The following is a 15741-nucleotide window of genomic DNA, read 5'->3' as shown; positions in this document are numbered from 1 at the left end:
CGCCGTGCAGTTTTCCTCCGCTCTCTGGAAGCTACCGGTCGGGTAGAGGAGGGTATGGTTCTCCAGGCCGGGGCGGCTTGGTTGTATCAGCGGCGCGGTGGCAGCAAGCGGTTCAGGCGCGCCTGCAGGCGGCGCTTGAGTTCGGCTTCGATCTGCGGTGCGAAATCGTCGATCACATCTTGCAGCAGTAACTGAGCGGCGGCGCGCAGTTCGCTGTCGAGGCGGTTGATCTCGTTATCCCGGCCAATGGCGCGCTGCACCGTCTGGCGCAACTCGTCTTCGGATGCCATGCCGGTGCCGGGGTTACTCGTGGGGGATGGCTGCGGGCTGAATACGGGATCAGGTGCAGGTACCACATCCGAGAGCAGCGGGATGTCGTTCGGATCGAGTTTCTCGGTCAGCAGCGGTGGATCGAGATCGTCATCCAGCAGCTCGCGGATCGACTCGAGATCGTTCAGCAGGGCGCCCGGTTTTTGCGGTGGGTTCAGGTTGTCCATGGGGAGCATTTACAGTTCGACACGTTTGGGATCATAGCCCCGTTGACGGTAGCTGCGGAAATTCTCCCGGCAGGCGGTCAGCAGGTCGGGTTCCTGGTTGACGATCTCGATCACCCGGCTGAAGTGCTCGATATGCGGGCTGAGTGTGCTACCAAGGTTGATCAGCACGCCCTGGGTCGCCTCGGGCACTTCGTCCAGGCCGATCACGATTGGCGATTGCGGGTCATCCTGATGCAGGTCATGGGGGATGAAGCTTTCCTGGCGAGCCCGCCACAGCAACTCGTCGAGTTCACTGCATTGCGCGGCGTCGCTGCCGCGCAGAAACACCGGCAGACCATGACGCCAGGCTTTGCCGGCGAGCTGACAGGCTGCGCGCAGGCGCTCGGCCGTGGTGCTCGACGACAGTACGTAGAATTCTATTCGGGGCATGAAGGTATCCGCAGACAGCCATCTTGCAGCGCGCCACTAGGCGGCGCGCTGCCTCGGGCTGATATCAGCGCTGCTCCTGCGGCACACGGTCGAGCAGGTACTGGGTCAGCAGGGGCACCGGACGGCCAGTGGCGCCCTTGTCCTTGCCGCCGCTGATCCAGGCCGTGCCGGCGATGTCCAGGTGGGCCCAGCGATAGCTCTTGGCGAAGCGCGACAGGAAGCAGCCCGCGGTGATGGTGCCGGCCTTGGGGCCGCCGATGTTGGCGATGTCGGCGAATGGGCTATCAAGCTGCTCCTGGTATTCGTCGTACAGCGGCAGTTGCCAGGCGCGGTCGTCGGCATGGCGGCCAGCGGCGAGAATCTCGCCGACCAGGTCGTCATCGTTGCCCATCAGTCCGGACACATTGCTGCCCAGAGCGACGATGCAGGCACCGGTGAGGGTAGCGATATCGATCACCGCCTGCGGCTTGAAGCGCTCGGCGTAGGTCAGGGTGTCGCACAGCACCAGGCGGCCTTCGGCGTCGGTGTTGAGGATTTCCACGGTCTGCCCGCTCATGGTGGTGACGATGTCGCCAGGGCGGGTCGCGCCGCCGCTGGGCATGTTCTCGGCACAGGCGAACAGGCACACCAGGTTGATCGGCAACTGCATTTCCAGCACGGCGCGCAGGGTGCCGAACACGCTGGCAGCGCCGCACATGTCGTACTTCATCTCATCCATGCTGGCGGCCGGTTTGATGCTGATGCCGCCGGTATCGAAGGTGATGCCCTTACCGACGAGTACAAAAGGCTTGTCGGTCTTCTTCGCGCCCTGATAATTGAGCACGATCATCCGTGGCGGCTGATCGCTGCCCTGGGCCACGGCAAGGAAGGCGCCGGCGCCAAGCGCTTGCAGCTTCTTCTCGTCGAGGATCTCGACCTTGAGGTTCTTGTGCGCCTTGGCCAGTTCCTTGGCCTGCTCGGCCAGGTAGCTGGGGTGGCAGATGTTTGGCGGCAGGTTGCCCAGATCCTTGGTCAGCGCCATACCGATACTGATGGCGCGAGCCTGCGTGGTGGCGCGTTCGACGTCGGCGACGCTGGCCTTGTCGGTGCTCAGGATGATTTTCTTCAGGGCACCAGGCGTGGCCTTCTGGCTCTTGAAGCGGTCGAACTGGTAGCCGGCATCGGCCAGGCTTTCCACCAGCAGGCGGGCCTTGCCGTAGGCGTCGCGGTTCTTCACCTGGACATCCTGCAGGGCGAGCAGGGCATCACTGCCGCCGAGGTTCTTCAGCACGCCATAAACCGCTGCGATCAATTTGCGCAGTTGGCGGTCAGAGAGTTCGGCGTCTTTGCCGGTGCCGACCAACAGCACACGCTCGGCCTTGAGATTGGGCAGGCTGTGGGCCAGCAGGGTCTGGCCGGGCTTGCCGGCCAGGTCGCCACGCTTGAGCAGAGCACTGATGGCCCCGCCGCTGGCAACGTCCACCGCTTTGGCAGTGGTGCCGAGGATTCCACCTTCGCCGACGGGAATGACCAGGGTGGCGGTTTTCAGTGTTTCCGGGCGAGCGCTTTTGACAATAAATTCCATGCGTGGTGTCCCCAAGACAACGAGTCGCGAATGCAGGATAATAACGACAATTTTTTCGGCTGGTTCGCTAAGAACCTATTTAAAGTCTGCTGCGCAGCATGGCTCTAGCTCGCGAGACTTTGAACAGGCTCCAAGTAGGCGTACCGCCATGCAGTGCGGTTAGTTTGAGCACAGCCGCCTGAGCCTGACAACCCTGGAGTGTCTGTTTGATCGTCTTCCGATATTTGTCCCGAGAGGTTCTGGTTACCTTGAGTGCGGTCAGTGCCGTGCTGCTGGTGATCATCATGAGCGGCCGCTTCATCAAGTACCTGGCCCAGGCGGCCCAGGGGGTACTCGATCCGGGCGTGCTGTTTCTGATCATGGGCTTTCGTCTGCCCGGCTTCCTGCAACTGATCCTGCCGCTGGGGCTGTTCCTGGGTTTCCTGCTGGCCTATGGGCGTCTGTATCTGGACAGTGAGATGACCGTGCTGTCTGCGACCGGCATGAGTCAGCAGCGACTGTTCCTTTACAGCCTGGCTCCGGCGACCGTGGTGGCGCTGCTGGTCGCCTGGTTGAGCATGGGCCTGGCGCCCCAGGGCGTTTCTCAGGTCGCGAAAATTTTCAACGAGCAGGATGCGCTGACCGAGTTCGACACCCTGGTGCCCGGCCGCTTCCAGTCCATGCGTAACGGTTCCCGGGTCACTTACACGCAGGAGTTGTCGGAGGATCGCACCGAGCTGGGTGGCATCTTCATCTCCGACAAGCGCTTGTCCCGTGCGGGCGACAAGGAGCGCGGCATTACCGTGCTGGTGGCCGAGAGCGGTCGCCAGGAAGTACAGGCCGATGGCAGTCGCTATCTGATCCTGGAAAACGGCTATCGCTATGACGGCAGCCCCGGCCAGGCGGATTACCGCGTAGTGCAGTACGACACCTATGGCGTGCTGCTGCCCAAGCCATCGGTGGCCGCTGACATCAGTGAGCGAGAAGCCATTCCGACGTCGCAATTGTTCGGCAGTGATGAGCCGCGCCTGCAGTCGGAGCTGCAATGGCGTCTGTCCATTCCGCTACTGGTGTTCATTGTCACCTTGATGGCGGTACCGCTTTCGCGAGTCAATCCGCGTCAGGGGCGTTTCCTCAAGCTGCTGCCGGCGATTCTGTTGTACATGACCTACCTGGGGCTGTTGGTCGCGGCGCGCAGCGCGCTGGACAAGGGCCGTATCCCGCCGGCAGTGGGCTTGTGGGGTGTGCACCTGCTGTTCCTGCTGATCGGTCTGGCGCTGCTGTATTGGGAGCCGCTACGTCTGAAGCTGGCAAGCCGTCGTATGGTGCGGGAGATCGCTCGTGGTTAAGCTGGATCGTTACATTGGCACTCAGGTGCTGTTCGCCATCCTGGCTGTTCTCGGCATCATCGTCGGGTTGGCCCTGCTGTTCGCCTTCATCGACGAGCTGGGTGATATAGAAGGCAACTACGGCCTGGGCGATGCCCTGTGGTACGTGTTCCTCACCGCGCCGCGGCGCATCTACGACATGCTGCCCATGGCGGCGCTGGTGGGTTGTTTGATCGGCCTGGGTACCTTGGCCAGCAATAGCGAGCTGACCATCATGCGTGCTGCCGGTGTGTCCATCGGGCGCATCGTCTGGGGCGTGATGAAGCCGATGCTGGTGCTGATGCTCGTCGGCATTCTGATCGGTGAATACCTTGCACCCTGGAGTGAGAACCAGGCCCAGGCGGGCCGTGCCATGGCGCAGGGCGGTGGCGAGGCGCAGACCGCCAAGCGTGGCATGTGGCACCGTCAGGGGCATGAATTCGTGCACATCAACGCTGTGCAGCCCGGTGGAGTGCTGTTTGGGGTGACGCGTTATCGCTTCGATGATCAACGCCGTATGGAGTCGTCCAGCTTCGCCCGTCGCGCCACTTACGAGGGCACCTATTGGCAACTGGAAGATGTGGTTACCACCAGATTCCATGAGCGCAACACCGAGGTGGTCACGGTGCCGAGTGAGCGCTGGGATATCGAGCTCAATCCGCAATTGCTCGGTACCGTGGTGCTGGAGCCCGAGGCGCTGTCGGTCAGTGGTCTGTGGCGCTACATCCATTATCTGAAAGAGCAGGGATTGAACAACGGTCAGTACTGGCTGGCGTTCTGGACGAAGGTGTTGCAGCCGCTGGTCACTGCGGCGCTGGTGCTGATGGCCATTTCCTTCATCTTCGGGCCGCTGCGCTCGGTCACCCTAGGGCAGCGCGTGTTCACCGGTGTGCTGGTGGGCTTCGTGTTCCGTATCGCCCAGGATCTGCTCGGCCCTTCGAGCCTGGTGTTCGGTTTCTCGCCGTTGTTCGCGGTGCTGATCCCGGCGGGTATCTGTGCGATAGCGGGCTTCTGGCTATTGCGCCGAGCAGGCTGATCGATCGCGTCTTCTCTCGCCTGGCGGGAGAGGACGCTGCGCCACTCTCTGATCATTCCCTTCAGGCTGGGGCTGTTGACGTTTCAGCGCAAGCCGCGTTGCCGCTTGGCAATGTGCGGGCTACTTGCGATATGCGTTCTTCGGAAGTCGTACGACAAGGCTGTCTGAATAGAGGTCGTGCCAGCTGCGTTTCTGTTTGTCGAACACTATCCACAGGTAGCCCAGCCCCAGGGCTAGCCACGAAAGGATCGCGACCAGAAAGCGCAGCAATGCCTGCCAGACACTGATCGCTGTGCCGTCCGCATTCTGTACGCGTATGCCCCAGACCTGCATGCCGAGTGTCTGGCCGTTGTGTGTCCAGAACTTGGCGAAGAAGCCGAACAGGCTGAGCAGCAATAGGGTAGAAAGCAGTGGGTCGCCATCCAGGGCTCCAGCTTCCGACCATTGGCGCAGTTGGGCTTCGCCGTAGATCCCCATCTGAATCAGCTTGTAGAGAAAGGTGACGACGATCAGCAGGGCGACACACAGGAAGCTGTCATACAGCACGGCAGCCAAGCGACGGCCCAGGCCGGCTGTGGGGAAGGCGCCTTGCGGGCGCAGTGCATGTTTCGGCATGAAGGACTCGTGGTGAGGGCCGGATGATCGACGATACTAATTTGCAGGCATAAAAAAACCCCTGATATGCATCAGGGGTTTTTCAAGCAGCGGCTTATTCCTGGACTTGAACCTGGTCAGCCTGCAGGCCTTTTTGACCTTGTACAGCAACGAAGCTAACTTTCTGGCCTTCTTTCAGGCTCTTGAAGCCGTTACCTTCGATGGCGCGGAAGTGTACGAACAGATCCGGACCGCTTTCTGGAGTGATAAAACCAAAACCTTTCTCGTCGTTAAACCACTTGACGGTACCGTTCTGACGATTCGACATGTCTCTTTTCCTTGGAACTAGAGTTGATGACAGCCTCCATATATAGAGGACTGAAGACTGGTTGCAAGGAGTGATGGAAGTCGAACGGGATGTAGCGGATCTAGGGCGATCTACTGCATCAGGTCACGATTCTCGGCGACCCATGCAAACACAGTGAATGAACTCTACGCTAACTCTGGAGCAAATGCCAACCCCTTGGGCACGCATAATCCCACGTAGGATTCGTGAGGCTTTCAAGCGGCTTCCAAGTTGGTTTTTTATAATGGCTAATTGCTTGCGCGAACAGGAGTCGTGCAGCACAGCTTTGGTGCGAACTGTCACAAGTAGGTAACAGTTGAAGGATATATGGTGCCCCGGGGGAGACTCGAACTCCCACTTCTTTCGAAAACGGATTTTGAATCCGCCGCGTCTACCGGTTCCGCCACCGGGGCACAATGGCGGCGCAGTATAGGGAGCAAGATGCCATTGGTCAATGCACTTGCGTGGTCACCGTGAGGGAATTCCGGTAAGCTGCTCCGCCCTGCAAGACGACACCTTTCCACCATGCGCGTTGCCGACTTTCATTTCGATTTGCCTGATGAGCAGATCGCCCGTCACCCCCTTGCCGAACGCCGTGCCAGCCGCCTGTTGATTCTCGATGGCATCAGTGGTGCGCTCGCTCATCGGCACTTTGCCGATCTGCTCGAGTACCTGCGCCCGGGCGATCTGATGGTGTTCAACAACACCCGGGTTATTCCTGCACGGTTGTTTGGTCAGAAGGCCTCGGGCGGCAAGCTCGAGGTGCTGGTCGAGCGTGTGCTCGACCAGCACCGGGTGCTGGCTCATGTGCGTGCCAGCAAATCGCCCAAGCCGGGTTCGATGATCCTTATCGATGGTGGTGCCCAGGCACAGATGGTGACGCGCCACGATGCACTGTTCGAGCTGCGTTTCGATGAGGCGGTGCTGCCGCTGCTCGAGCGCGTTGGGCACATGCCGTTGCCTCCTTATATAGACCGAGCCGATGAAGCCTCGGATCGCGAGCGCTACCAGACCGTGTATGCCCAGCACGCCGGTGCGGTAGCCGCGCCCACGGCCGGTCTGCATTTCGATCGCGAGCTCCTGGCCGCCATCGCCGAGAAAGGCGTCGAGTCGGCCTTCGTCACCTTGCACGTCGGTGCTGGCACCTTCCAGCCTGTGCGCGTCGAGCGTATCGAAGACCACGTGATGCACAGCGAGTGGCTGCAGGTGGACGCCGCCGTAGTCGACGCCGTGGCTGCCTGCCGGGCGCGCGGCGGGCGAGTGGTCGCGGTTGGTACCACCAGCGTGCGCGCGCTGGAAAGTGCGGCGCAGGGCGGTGAGTTGCGTCCGTTCAGTGGCGACACCGATATCTTCATTTATCCCGGCCGGCCGCTGCATGTGGTCGATGCCCTGGTGACCAACTTCCATTTGCCCGAGTCGACCCTGCTGATGCTGGTGTCGGCCTTCGCCGGCTATGCGGAAACCATGGCTGCCTACGCTCAGGCGGTGGCCGAGGGATATCGCTTCTTCAGTTACGGTGATGCCATGTTCATCACCCGCAATCCCGCACCGCGCGGGCCCGAGGAACACCTATGACACGCAGCTGCCGCATGTCCTTCGAATTGTTGGCCACCGATGGCAAGGCTCGCCGTGGGCGCCTGACTTTCCCCCGTGGCGTGGTCGAGACGCCGGCCTTCATGCCAGTGGGCACCTACGGCACGGTAAAAGGCATGTTGCCGCGCGATATCGAAGCCATCGGCGCACAGATCATTCTCGGCAACACCTTTCATCTGTGGCTGCGCCCTGGTACCGAAGTCATCAAGCGCCATGGCGACCTGCATGACTTCATGCAGTGGCAGGGGCCGATCCTCACCGACTCTGGCGGCTTTCAGGTGTTCAGTCTGGGTGCGATGCGCAAGATCAAGGAGGAGGGCGTGACCTTCGCCTCGCCGGTCGATGGTTCCAAGGTGTTCATGGGGCCGGAAGAATCGATGCAGGTGCAGCGCGATCTGGGTTCGGACATCGTGATGATCTTCGACGAATGCACGCCGTATCCCGCCGAGTTCGACGTGGCCAAGACCTCCATGGAACTGTCGCTGCGCTGGGCCAAGCGCTCCAAGGTCGCCCACGGTGATAGCACGGCCGCGCTGTTCGGTATCGTCCAGGGTGGTATGCACGAATCCTTGCGCATGCGCTCGCTGGAAGGTCTGAGCGAACTGGATTTCGACGGCCTGGCCATCGGTGGCCTGTCGGTCGGCGAGCCGAAGGAAGAGATGATCAAGGTGCTGGATTATCTGCCGGGGCAAATGCCGAGCGACAAGCCGCGTTACCTGATGGGCGTCGGCAAGCCGGAAGACCTGGTCGAAGGCGTGCGCCGTGGCGTGGATATGTTCGACTGCGTGATGCCGACCCGCAATGCGCGCAACGGCCACCTGTTCATCGACACCGGCGTGCTGAAGATCCGCAATGCGTTTCACCGTCACGATGACTCGCCGCTGGATCCGACCTGCGACTGTTACACCTGCAAACACTTCTCGCGCGCCTATCTGCACCATTTGGATAAGTGTGGCGAAATGCTCGGCAGCATGTTGAATACAATCCACAACTTGCGTCATTACCAGCGCCTTATGGCTGGTTTGCGCGAGGCAATTCAACAAGGTACATTGGCCGCCTTTGTCGATGCCTTCTACACCCGGCGCGGTCTGCCAACGCCGCCGCTGGATTGATGATTCGATGGCTAAAAGATCTTTCAACAGGAGTGTCAAATGAGCTTTTTTATTCCCGCTGCCTACGCTGATGCTGGTGCTGCCGGCCCGGCTGGTTCCGGTTTCGAGTGGATCTTCCTGGTCGGCTTCCTGGTCATCTTCTACCTGATGATCTGGCGCCCCCAGGCCAAACGCGCCAAAGAGCACAAGAACCTGCTCGGCAACCTGCAAAAGGGTGACGAAGTCGTGACCTCCGGTGGTATCGCCGGCAAGGTTTCCAAGGTCAGCGACGATTTCGTGGTGATCGAAGTGTCCGACACCGTCGAGCTGAAGATCCAGAAAGCAGCCGTTGCGGCAACCCTGCCCAAGGGCACGCTGAAAGCCATCTAAGTCTTCTGTTTCAGTTTTTCCATCCCGCGGGGCGCAGATTGCGCCCCGCGTCATAAGCGGGCGGCGTCATTCATGCTCAACAAATACCCTCTGTGGAAATACCTGCTGATCATGGCCGTACTGGCTATCAGCCTGGTTTATTCCGCACCCAATCTCTACCCCGATGACCCGGCTATCCAGGTCAGTGGGGCCAGCTCGGCGCAGACCATAGCGCAAGCCGATCTCGACCGTGTCAGCAAGGCGCTGAACGATGCGGGTATCGAGGTCAAGGCATCGAGCGTTGGCGAGCAGGGCCGTAACGGCCTGCTGCGTCTGACCAAGCAGAGCGACCAGCTGCCGGCCAAGGACATCGTGCGCAAGGCACTCGGCGACAACTATGTCGTCGCCCTGAACCTGGCGCAGACTACCCCCGACTGGCTGCGCAGTCTCGGTGCGAGCCCGATGAAGCTCGGCCTCGACCTGTCGGGTGGTGTGCACTTCCTGCTCGAAGTCGATATGGATAAAGCCCTGGACGTGCGTCGCCAGGTCTATGAAGGTGAGCTCAAGAGCTTGCTGCGCAAGGAGCGTGTGCGTTATCGCAGCATGCCGCAGCAGGGCGGTGCCATCCAGTTGGGCTTCGCTGACAGCGCGACCCTGGAAAAAGCCCAGCAACTGATCCGCAAGGATTTCAACGATTTCGAATTGAATGCCCAGGAACGCGGCGGCCAACAAGTGCTGCGCGTGACCATGACGGCAGCCAAGATTGCCGAGATTCGCGAGTACTCGATCCGCCAGAACCTGACCACCGTGCGTAACCGGGTCAACGAACTGGGTGTCGCTGAGCCGCTGGTACAGCGCCAGGGCGCCAACCGTATCGTGGTCGAGCTGCCGGGCGTGCAGGACACCGCCGAAGCCAAGCGTATTCTCGGCAAGACCGCCAACCTGGAATTCCGCCTGGCGGCCGACCCCAATGCGCCGCGTGGCACCACCGAGCAGTTCGGCTTCCGCGAGGAAGGTCGTCCGCCCGTTCAGCTCGAGCGTGAGCTGATCATCACCGGTGACCAGGTGACCGACGCCCAGGCCAGTTTCGACGAGAATGGCCGGCCGCAGGTGAACATCCGTCTGGATGGCCACGGCGGTGATCTGATGAACCGCGCGACCCGCAGCAATGTCGGGCGCAGCATGGCAGTGATCTTCATCGAGCAGCGCCCGCAGACCCGTTACGTGAAACAGATGGTCGACGGCGTCGAGCAGGAAGTGCAGGTCGACTCTTTCAAGGAAGAGAAGCAGATCATCAGTCTGGCGACCATCCAGTCGCCGCTGGGCAGCCAGTTCCGTATCACCGGCCTGAACGGCCAGGGCGAATCTTCCGAGCTGGCCCTGCTGCTGCGTGCCGGTGGTTTGGCGGCGCCGATGTACTTCGCCGAAGAGCGCACCATCGGCCCGAGCCTGGGTGCCGAGAACATCACCAAAGGGATCGAGTCCACCGAGTGGGCAATGATCTTCGTGTCGCTGTTCATGATTGCCATCTACCGTTTCTTCGGGGTGTTGGCGACCGTGGCGCTGGCCTTCAACCTGGTGCTGCTGGTCGGCCTGATGTCGGTCATCGGCGCAACGCTTACCCTGCCGGGTATCGCCGGTATCGTGCTGACCCTGGGCATGGCGGTGGACGCCAACGTACTCATCTACTCGCGGATACGCGAGGAACTGAACAACGGCCTGTCGGTGCAGCGGGCGATCCACGAAGGTTTCGACCGCGCCTATACGGCGATCATCGACAGTAACCTGACTACGCTGCTGGTGGGGGCGATCCTGTTCGGGCTGGGTACCGGGCCAATCAAGGGCTTCGCCGTGACACTCTCGATCGGGATCATCACCTCGATGTTCACCGCGATCATGTTCACCCGAGGGATGGTCAACCTGATCTTCGGTGGCCGTAACTTCAAGAAACTGTGGATTTGAGGTGAGGCTATGAGATTTCCATCGCGCATTCCGTTCATGGCGATACGCAATATTGCGTTCGCCATCACTGTGGTTATCAGCCTTATCGGCCTCGGTAGCCTGTTCAAGCATGGCCTCAACTTCGGCCTGGATTTCACTGGTGGTACGCTGATCGAGCTGACTTACGAGCAGCCGGCCGACCTGGAGCTGATCAAGCGCGAGCTGGGCCAGGCCGGCTACCAGGACGCTGTCGTGCAGAGCTTCGGCTCCACCACCGATGTGCTGGTGCGTCTGGCTGGTGATTCGGCGGATCTCGGTAACGAGGTGGCTGCTGCGTTGCGCAAGATCGACGTCGATACTGCCTTCGAGGTCAAGCGCGTCGAGTTCGTCGGTCCGCAGGTGGGTGAAGAGCTGCGCGATCAGGGCGGCCTGGCCATGCTTCTGGCGCTTGGCGGCATCCTGCTGTACCTGGCTTTCCGCTTCCAGTGGAAGTTCGGTGTCGGTGCCGTGGCCTCGCTGGCTCACGACGTGATCGTTACCCTTGGCATCCTGGCGTTCTTCCAGGTGCCGTTCGACCTGACGGTGCTGGCTGCCGTACTGGCTATGATCGGCTATTCGCTCAACGACACCATCATCATCTACGACCGTGTCCGCGAGAACTTCCGGGTGCTGCGCAAGGCCGAGATCATCGAGAACATCGACGTGTCGGTAACTCAGACCCTGCTGCGTACCGTCGCGACGTCGACATCGACTGCCATGGCGCTGGTCGCGCTGCTGGTATTCGGTGGTGACAGCCTCGGTGGCTTCGCCCTGACGCTGCTGATCGGTGTGGTGGTCGGTACTTATTCCTCGGTCTATATCAGTGCCCCGGTGCTGATCTGGCTGAAGCTGACTTCCGAGGATCTGATCCCTCCGGTAGTCAATGCCGATGGCGTCGACGAGCGCCCCTGAGGTGTGACGCACGGCTCGATTACAGCGGATAAAAACGGGCGACAAGGGAACTTGTCGCCCGTTTTTCGTTTCCAAGGCAGGGAGTAAAGCAGCAAGAGCGCTGCGGTTGTGATCAGGAGTTCACATGAACAAGTCGTTGTTGGTTGGAGCTGTGTTGGGTGCTGTTGGTGTCACTGCAGGTGGTGCTGTCGCGACCTACAGTTTGGTCGGCGGCGGGCCTCAATATGCCGAGGTTCTGGCAGTCAAGCCGGTGACTGAAACCATCAAGACGCCGCGTGAAGAATGCAAGGATGTGGCCGTGACGCGTCAGCGTGCGGTCAAGGATCAGCATCAGCTGGCGGGTACCGCTATCGGTGCCGTAGTCGGTGGCCTGCTGGGTAACCAGGTGGGTGGTGGCAACGGTAAGAAGATCGCTACCGTGGCAGGTGCGGTCGGCGGTGGTTATGCCGGTAACAAGGTGCAGGAAGGCATGCAGAACCGCGACACCTATACCACCACCGAGACCCGCTGCAATACCGTCACCGACACCAGCGAGAAGATCGTCGGCTACGACGTGAAATACGATCTGGACGGCAAGGTCGGTCAGGTGCGTATGGATCGTGAGCCGGGTCACCAGATCCCGGTGCGTGAGGGCAAGCTGGTACTGGCCGATTCCGCTGAGTAAACAAACAGCCATCGCTGGCTGGGTGATGGAAAAAAGGCGCTCTTCGGAGCGCCTTTTTAATGGATTACGCTATTGGCTACATGCTTCAGGCGGGTCGGGGCAGTGCCTTGCTTGAAGCTTGTGGCTTGTAGCTTAAAACTGCTCCTAGCGTTTGAGCGAAGCCGAGAGGTGCGGCTGGATCGCGGTCAGCACAGCCTTGAAGCATTTGGTGTTGCCGGCGACGATCTGACCTTTCTCAAGGAATTCATGGCCGCCGCTGAAGTCGCTGACCAGGCCGCCCGCTTCCTGGATCAGCAGGGCGCCTGCCGCCATGTCCCACTCGGAGAGGCCGAATTCCCAGAACGCATCGAAGCGACCTGCGGCTACATAGGCCAGATCCAGGCTGGCGGCGCCGGCGCGGCGCACGCCTGCAGTCTGGCCGACCAGGCTGCGGAACATGCCCAGGTAGTTTTCCAGGTTGTCCAGTTGGCTGTCGCGGAACGGGAAGCCGGTACCCAGCAGGGCGCCTTCCAGGCTCTTGCGGTTGCTCACGCGCAGGCGGCGGCCGTTCAGAGCGGCGCCACGGCCACGGCTGGCGGTGAATTCTTCCTGGCGAACCGGGTCGATGATCACTGCGTGTTCCAGGCGACCGCGGTATTTGCACGCCACGCTCACGGCGAAGTGCGGGACGCCGCGGATGAAGTTGGTGGTGCCATCCAGCGGGTCGATGATCCACTGATAGTCGGCGCCTTCACCGCTGCCTTCGAGCAGGCCGCCTTCTTCGCCGAGGAAGCTGTGGGTCGGGTAGGCCTTGCGCAAAGCCTGGACGATCATCAGCTCGGCAGAGCGGTCGATCTCGGTGACGTAGTCCTTGGCGTCCTTTTCATCTACGGAGATGACGTCCAGGCGTTCGATTGAGCGGAAGATCATTTCACCGGCGCTACGGGCTGCGCGCAGCGCGATATTCAGCATGGGCTGCATGGAAGTTCACCTGGGGTCGTAATAAAGCCGGCCATTCTAGCAGAAAAGTACATCGCTTGAAGTGCCGTCCGTGTCCTGCGTGGCATAAAGCGGGGGGCTTCTGTAAGATTTGTCACCTTATTTATCCGACGCGGGCGTCTCTCTTGCTGCAGAACATTCGAGTGGTACTGGTCAACACCAGTCATCCCGGCAATATCGGCGGGGCGGCTCGCGCCATGAAAAACATGGGATTGTCGCGGCTGGTGCTGGTGGAGCCGCGCCAGTTTCCGAGTGAGGAAGCTGTGGCGCGAGCCTCGGGTGCGGCCGACATTCTCGATGCTGCTGAGGTGGTTTCGTGTCTCGAGGATGCGCTGGTCGGTTGCAGTCTGGTGTTCGGCACCAGTGCCCGTGAGCGACGTATTCCCTGGCCGCTGATCGATCCGCGCGAGTGTGGCGTAGCGGTTGTGGACAAAGCTGCTGCCGGTGGAGAGGTGGCGCTGGTGTTCGGGCGTGAGCACGCCGGCCTGACCAATGAAGAGCTGCAGCGCTGTCATTTCCATGTGCACATTCCGTCCGACCCGGCATTCAGTTCGCTGAACCTGGCGGCTGCCGTGCAGGTGCTGACGTACGAGGCGCGCATGGCGGCCCTGGCGCTGGAAAATGCTCCGCTCGTGGCGCCTCGACAGGACGTTGTCGCTGACGAGGGCGAGCAGCCGGTGACCGCTGACGAGATGGAATCCTTCTACGGGCATCTCGAAAAGTCGCTGGTGGAGATCGGGTTTCTCGACCCGGTCAATCCGCGTCACTTGATGAGTCGCCTGCGTCGTCTGTATGGACGCAGTGCGGTGACCAAGCTGGAAATGAATATCTTGCGCGGCGTGTTGACCGAAACGCTCAAGGCGGCGCGCGGCGAGCACCATAAGCGGGGAAAGACTGATGTTTGAGCGCATGCGGGAAGATATCCAGGGTGTTTTTCATCGTGATCCGGCGGCGCGCAACGCGTTCGAAGTGGTTACCTGTTACCCGGGGTTGCATGCGGTGTGGCTGCATCGGGCGGCGCACGGGTTGTGGGTGTCCGGCTGGAAGTGGCTGGCGCGTAGCGTGTCGAACTTCAGTCGCTGGTTGACGGGTATCGAAATTCATCCGGGGGCGGTGATCGGCCGACGCTTTTTCATCGATCACGGCATGGGCATCGTCATCGGTGAGACCGCTGAGATCGGTGACGACGTCACGCTCTATCAGGGTGTGACCCTGGGTGGCACCAGTTGGAACAAGGGCAAGCGCCATCCGACGCTCGAGGATGGTGTGGTGGTGGGCGCTGGCGCCAAGGTGCTCGGTCCGTTCACTGTGGGTGCGGGCGCCAAGATCGGCTCCAATGCGGTGGTCACCAGGGCGGTGCCGGCTGGGGCTACGGCGGTCGGTATTCCGGCGAAGGTCATCGTCAAGGATGAAGATGGGCTCGAGGCGCAGCGTCGGGCCATGGCCGACAAGCTGGGGTTCGATGCCTATGGCGTCAGCCAGGACATGCCGGATCCGGTGGCGCGGGCTATCGCGCAACTGCTTGATCACCTGCATGCGGTCGACAATCGCCTGGAGGGTATGTGTGACGCGCTCGGTGCATTGGGCAGTGATTACCGTGCCAAGGAGTTGCCCGAGCTGCGTGACGAAGACTTCGATGGTGTCTGCAAGGGGCAGGGCGACAAGCCGGCCGCTTGATGCGTGGCGGGCGTGGCTTTGCTATGATCCGCCGCCGCTTGAAGCGGGCAAGGCGTCTAATCCCGAGTGTTCTAGTAGGTCTTATAGTTGACTTAAATACTCGGGAATAGGATAATTGCGGCACATTGTGATTCCTTGGTAACCCTTCATGCGACTGACTACCAAAGGCCGATACGCCGTTACTGCCATGCTCGATCTGGCGCTGCATGCGCAGAACGGGCCGGTATCCCTCGCCGATATCTCCGAGCGCCAGGGTATTTCTCTCTCCTACCTCGAGCAGCTGTTCGCCAAGCTCCGTCGTGGGAGCCTGGTTTCCAGCGTGCGTGGCCCGGGTGGTGGTTATCAACTGTCGCGCAACATGCAGGGTATCCAGGTCGCTGAAGTGATCGACGCGGTCAACGAATCCGTCGATGCCACCCGTTGCCAGGGGCAGGGCGGTTGTCACTCCGGCGATATCTGCCTGACCCACCATTTGTGGTGCGATCTGAGCCAGCAGATCCACGAGTTCCTCAGCGGCATCAGTCTGGCCGATCTGGTCACGCGCCGTGAGGTGCAGGAAGTTGCCCAGCGCCAGGATCAGCGTCGCTGCAATAACAATGGCAGGGCACACCATCTGGATAAGATTGAAGCGTCCACCGTCGATTGAGCACGCAAGGCGCCGGCCT

General features: G+C 60.9%; 17 protein-coding genes and 1 tRNA gene. 11 read left to right on the top strand and 7 right to left on the bottom strand.

The features are described from left to right. Positions 1 to 86 precede the first annotated feature (86 nt). From DNK06_RS14745 to DNK06_RS14735, 3 genes are all read right to left on the bottom strand, one after another. Positions 87 to 497: a DNA polymerase III subunit chi gene (locus DNK06_RS14745; RefSeq protein ID WP_131180884.1), complete on the bottom strand. Its 411-nt coding sequence runs from the start codon at positions 495 to 497 to the stop codon at positions 87 to 89. 9 nt (positions 498 to 506) lie between these two features. Next, positions 507 to 926, bottom strand: coding sequence for a DNA polymerase III subunit chi (locus tag DNK06_RS14740; RefSeq protein WP_131180745.1), 420 nt, complete (start codon positions 924 to 926; stop codon positions 507 to 509). Positions 927 to 990: 64 nt separating this feature from the next. Continuing rightward, on the bottom strand, positions 991 to 2490 hold the full coding sequence (locus DNK06_RS14735; RefSeq protein WP_131180744.1) for a leucyl aminopeptidase: 1500 nt from the start codon (positions 2488 to 2490) through the stop codon (positions 991 to 993). Between the two features lie 206 nt (positions 2491 to 2696). On the opposite strand from DNK06_RS14735, the gene lptF reads away from it, so the two are divergent. Both lptF and lptG read left to right on the top strand, forming a co-directional pair. Beyond that, a complete protein-coding gene (gene lptF, locus DNK06_RS14730) occupies positions 2697 to 3818 on the top strand; it encodes an LPS export ABC transporter permease LptF (protein ID WP_131180743.1) in 1122 nt (373 codons plus the stop codon). Beyond that, the gene (gene lptG, locus DNK06_RS14725) at positions 3811 to 4872 is read left to right on the top strand and encodes an LPS export ABC transporter permease LptG (RefSeq protein ID WP_131180742.1); all 1062 of its coding nucleotides are present in this window, start codon (positions 3811 to 3813) and stop codon (positions 4870 to 4872) included. Before lptF ends, lptG begins: the two co-directional genes overlap by 8 nt. Before the next feature lie 120 nt (positions 4873 to 4992). Here lptG and DNK06_RS14720 read toward each other — a convergent pair whose 3' ends face one another. From DNK06_RS14720 to DNK06_RS14710, 3 genes are all read right to left on the bottom strand, one after another. Beyond that, on the bottom strand, positions 4993 to 5487 hold the full coding sequence (locus DNK06_RS14720) for an RDD family protein (RefSeq protein ID WP_131180741.1): 495 nt from the start codon (positions 5485 to 5487) through the stop codon (positions 4993 to 4995). A gap of 94 nt (positions 5488 to 5581) precedes the next feature. Next, positions 5582 to 5794 carry a cold-shock protein gene (locus tag DNK06_RS14715; protein WP_131180740.1) on the bottom strand — a complete coding sequence of 71 codons (213 nt, stop codon included), beginning with the start codon at positions 5792 to 5794 and terminating at the stop codon, positions 5582 to 5584. A gap of 346 nt (positions 5795 to 6140) precedes the next feature. Beyond that, positions 6141 to 6225, bottom strand: a tRNA-Leu gene (locus DNK06_RS14710). A 112-nt stretch (positions 6226 to 6337) separates the two neighbouring features. Between DNK06_RS14710 and queA the strand changes: the two genes are divergently transcribed. The 6 genes from queA to DNK06_RS14680 all read left to right on the top strand — a co-directional run bounded on the left by queA (position 6338) and on the right by DNK06_RS14680 (position 12421). After that, positions 6338 to 7387 (top strand): tRNA preQ1(34) S-adenosylmethionine ribosyltransferase-isomerase QueA, encoded by a 1050-nt coding sequence (gene queA, locus DNK06_RS14705; RefSeq protein WP_131180739.1) that lies wholly within the window; start codon positions 6338 to 6340, stop codon positions 7385 to 7387. 14 nt (positions 7388 to 7401) lie between these two features. Then, complete coding sequence (gene tgt / locus DNK06_RS14700; protein WP_207389926.1) at positions 7402 to 8517, top strand: tRNA guanosine(34) transglycosylase Tgt; 1116 nt, start codon at positions 7402 to 7404, stop codon at positions 8515 to 8517. Between the two features lie 39 nt (positions 8518 to 8556). Continuing rightward, on the top strand, positions 8557 to 8886 hold the full coding sequence (yajC, locus tag DNK06_RS14695) for a preprotein translocase subunit YajC (RefSeq protein ID WP_131180737.1): 330 nt from the start codon (positions 8557 to 8559) through the stop codon (positions 8884 to 8886). Between the two features lie 72 nt (positions 8887 to 8958). After that, the gene (gene secD, locus DNK06_RS14690; protein ID WP_131180736.1) at positions 8959 to 10827 is read left to right on the top strand and encodes a protein translocase subunit SecD; all 1869 of its coding nucleotides are present in this window, start codon (positions 8959 to 8961) and stop codon (positions 10825 to 10827) included. A gap of 9 nt (positions 10828 to 10836) precedes the next feature. Beyond that, positions 10837 to 11757 carry a protein translocase subunit SecF gene (gene secF, locus DNK06_RS14685; RefSeq protein ID WP_131180735.1) on the top strand — a complete coding sequence of 307 codons (921 nt, stop codon included), beginning with the start codon at positions 10837 to 10839 and terminating at the stop codon, positions 11755 to 11757. Between the two features lie 124 nt (positions 11758 to 11881). Beyond that, entirely contained in the window at positions 11882 to 12421 is a 540-nt protein-coding gene (locus DNK06_RS14680; RefSeq protein ID WP_131180734.1) for a glycine zipper 2TM domain-containing protein, read from the top strand. A gap of 144 nt (positions 12422 to 12565) precedes the next feature. Here the strand turns inward: DNK06_RS14680 and suhB are convergent, their stop codons facing one another. Beyond that, entirely contained in the window at positions 12566 to 13381 is an 816-nt protein-coding gene (suhB, locus tag DNK06_RS14675; protein ID WP_131180733.1) for a type III secretion system regulator SuhB, read from the bottom strand. Positions 13382 to 13524: 143 nt separating this feature from the next. Here suhB and trmJ point away from each other — a divergent pair, with 143 nt between their 5' ends. From trmJ to iscR, 3 genes are all read left to right on the top strand, one after another. Beyond that, positions 13525 to 14304: a tRNA (cytosine(32)/uridine(32)-2'-O)-methyltransferase TrmJ gene (trmJ, locus tag DNK06_RS14670; protein WP_131180732.1), complete on the top strand. Its 780-nt coding sequence runs from the start codon at positions 13525 to 13527 to the stop codon at positions 14302 to 14304. Further along, positions 14297 to 15076 (top strand): serine O-acetyltransferase, encoded by a 780-nt coding sequence (gene cysE, locus DNK06_RS14665; RefSeq protein WP_131180731.1) that lies wholly within the window; start codon positions 14297 to 14299, stop codon positions 15074 to 15076. The genes trmJ and cysE overlap by 8 nt, the downstream gene beginning before the upstream one ends. Before the next feature lie 148 nt (positions 15077 to 15224). Further along, entirely contained in the window at positions 15225 to 15722 is a 498-nt protein-coding gene (gene iscR / locus DNK06_RS14660; RefSeq protein WP_131180730.1) for a Fe-S cluster assembly transcriptional regulator IscR, read from the top strand. Positions 15723 to 15741 lie beyond the last annotated feature (19 nt).

It is taken from the genome of Phytopseudomonas daroniae (assembly GCF_004327285.1).
Classification (GTDB): Bacteria; Pseudomonadota; Gammaproteobacteria; order Pseudomonadales; family Pseudomonadaceae; genus Aquipseudomonas; species Aquipseudomonas daroniae.
The sequence above is the reverse complement of the archived record's forward strand: the minus strand, read 5'-3'. Positions and strand labels throughout refer to the sequence as shown.

What these genes read in the sequence shown, in the direction of transcription:
- queA (WP_131180739.1), top strand. Translation starts at nt 6,338, where the DNA reads ATGCGCGTTGCCGACTTTCATTTCGATTTGCCTGATGAGCAGATCGCC.
- DNK06_RS14735 (WP_131180744.1), bottom strand. Translation starts at nt 2,490, where the DNA reads ATGGAATTTATTGTCAAAAGCGCTCGCCCGGAAACACTGAAAACCGCC.
- secD (WP_131180736.1), top strand. Translation starts at nt 8,959, where the DNA reads ATGCTCAACAAATACCCTCTGTGGAAATACCTGCTGATCATGGCCGTA.
- DNK06_RS14745 (WP_131180884.1), bottom strand. Translation starts at nt 497, where the DNA reads ATGGACAACCTGAACCCACCGCAAAAACCGGGCGCCCTGCTGAACGAT.
- iscR (WP_131180730.1), top strand. Translation starts at nt 15,225, where the DNA reads ATGCGACTGACTACCAAAGGCCGATACGCCGTTACTGCCATGCTCGAT.
- DNK06_RS14720 (WP_131180741.1), bottom strand. Translation starts at nt 5,487, where the DNA reads ATGCCGAAACATGCACTGCGCCCGCAAGGCGCCTTCCCCACAGCCGGC.
- cysE (WP_131180731.1), top strand. Translation starts at nt 14,297, where the DNA reads ATGTTTGAGCGCATGCGGGAAGATATCCAGGGTGTTTTTCATCGTGAT.
- DNK06_RS14740 (WP_131180745.1), bottom strand. Translation starts at nt 926, where the DNA reads ATGCCCCGAATAGAATTCTACGTACTGTCGTCGAGCACCACGGCCGAG.
- yajC (WP_131180737.1), top strand. Translation starts at nt 8,557, where the DNA reads ATGAGCTTTTTTATTCCCGCTGCCTACGCTGATGCTGGTGCTGCCGGC.
- DNK06_RS14680 (WP_131180734.1), top strand. Translation starts at nt 11,882, where the DNA reads ATGAACAAGTCGTTGTTGGTTGGAGCTGTGTTGGGTGCTGTTGGTGTC.
- suhB (WP_131180733.1), bottom strand. Translation starts at nt 13,381, where the DNA reads ATGCAGCCCATGCTGAATATCGCGCTGCGCGCAGCCCGTAGCGCCGGT.
- secF (WP_131180735.1), top strand. Translation starts at nt 10,837, where the DNA reads ATGAGATTTCCATCGCGCATTCCGTTCATGGCGATACGCAATATTGCG.
- DNK06_RS14715 (WP_131180740.1), bottom strand. Translation starts at nt 5,794, where the DNA reads ATGTCGAATCGTCAGAACGGTACCGTCAAGTGGTTTAACGACGAGAAA.
- tgt (WP_207389926.1), top strand. Translation starts at nt 7,402, where the DNA reads ATGTCCTTCGAATTGTTGGCCACCGATGGCAAGGCTCGCCGTGGGCGC.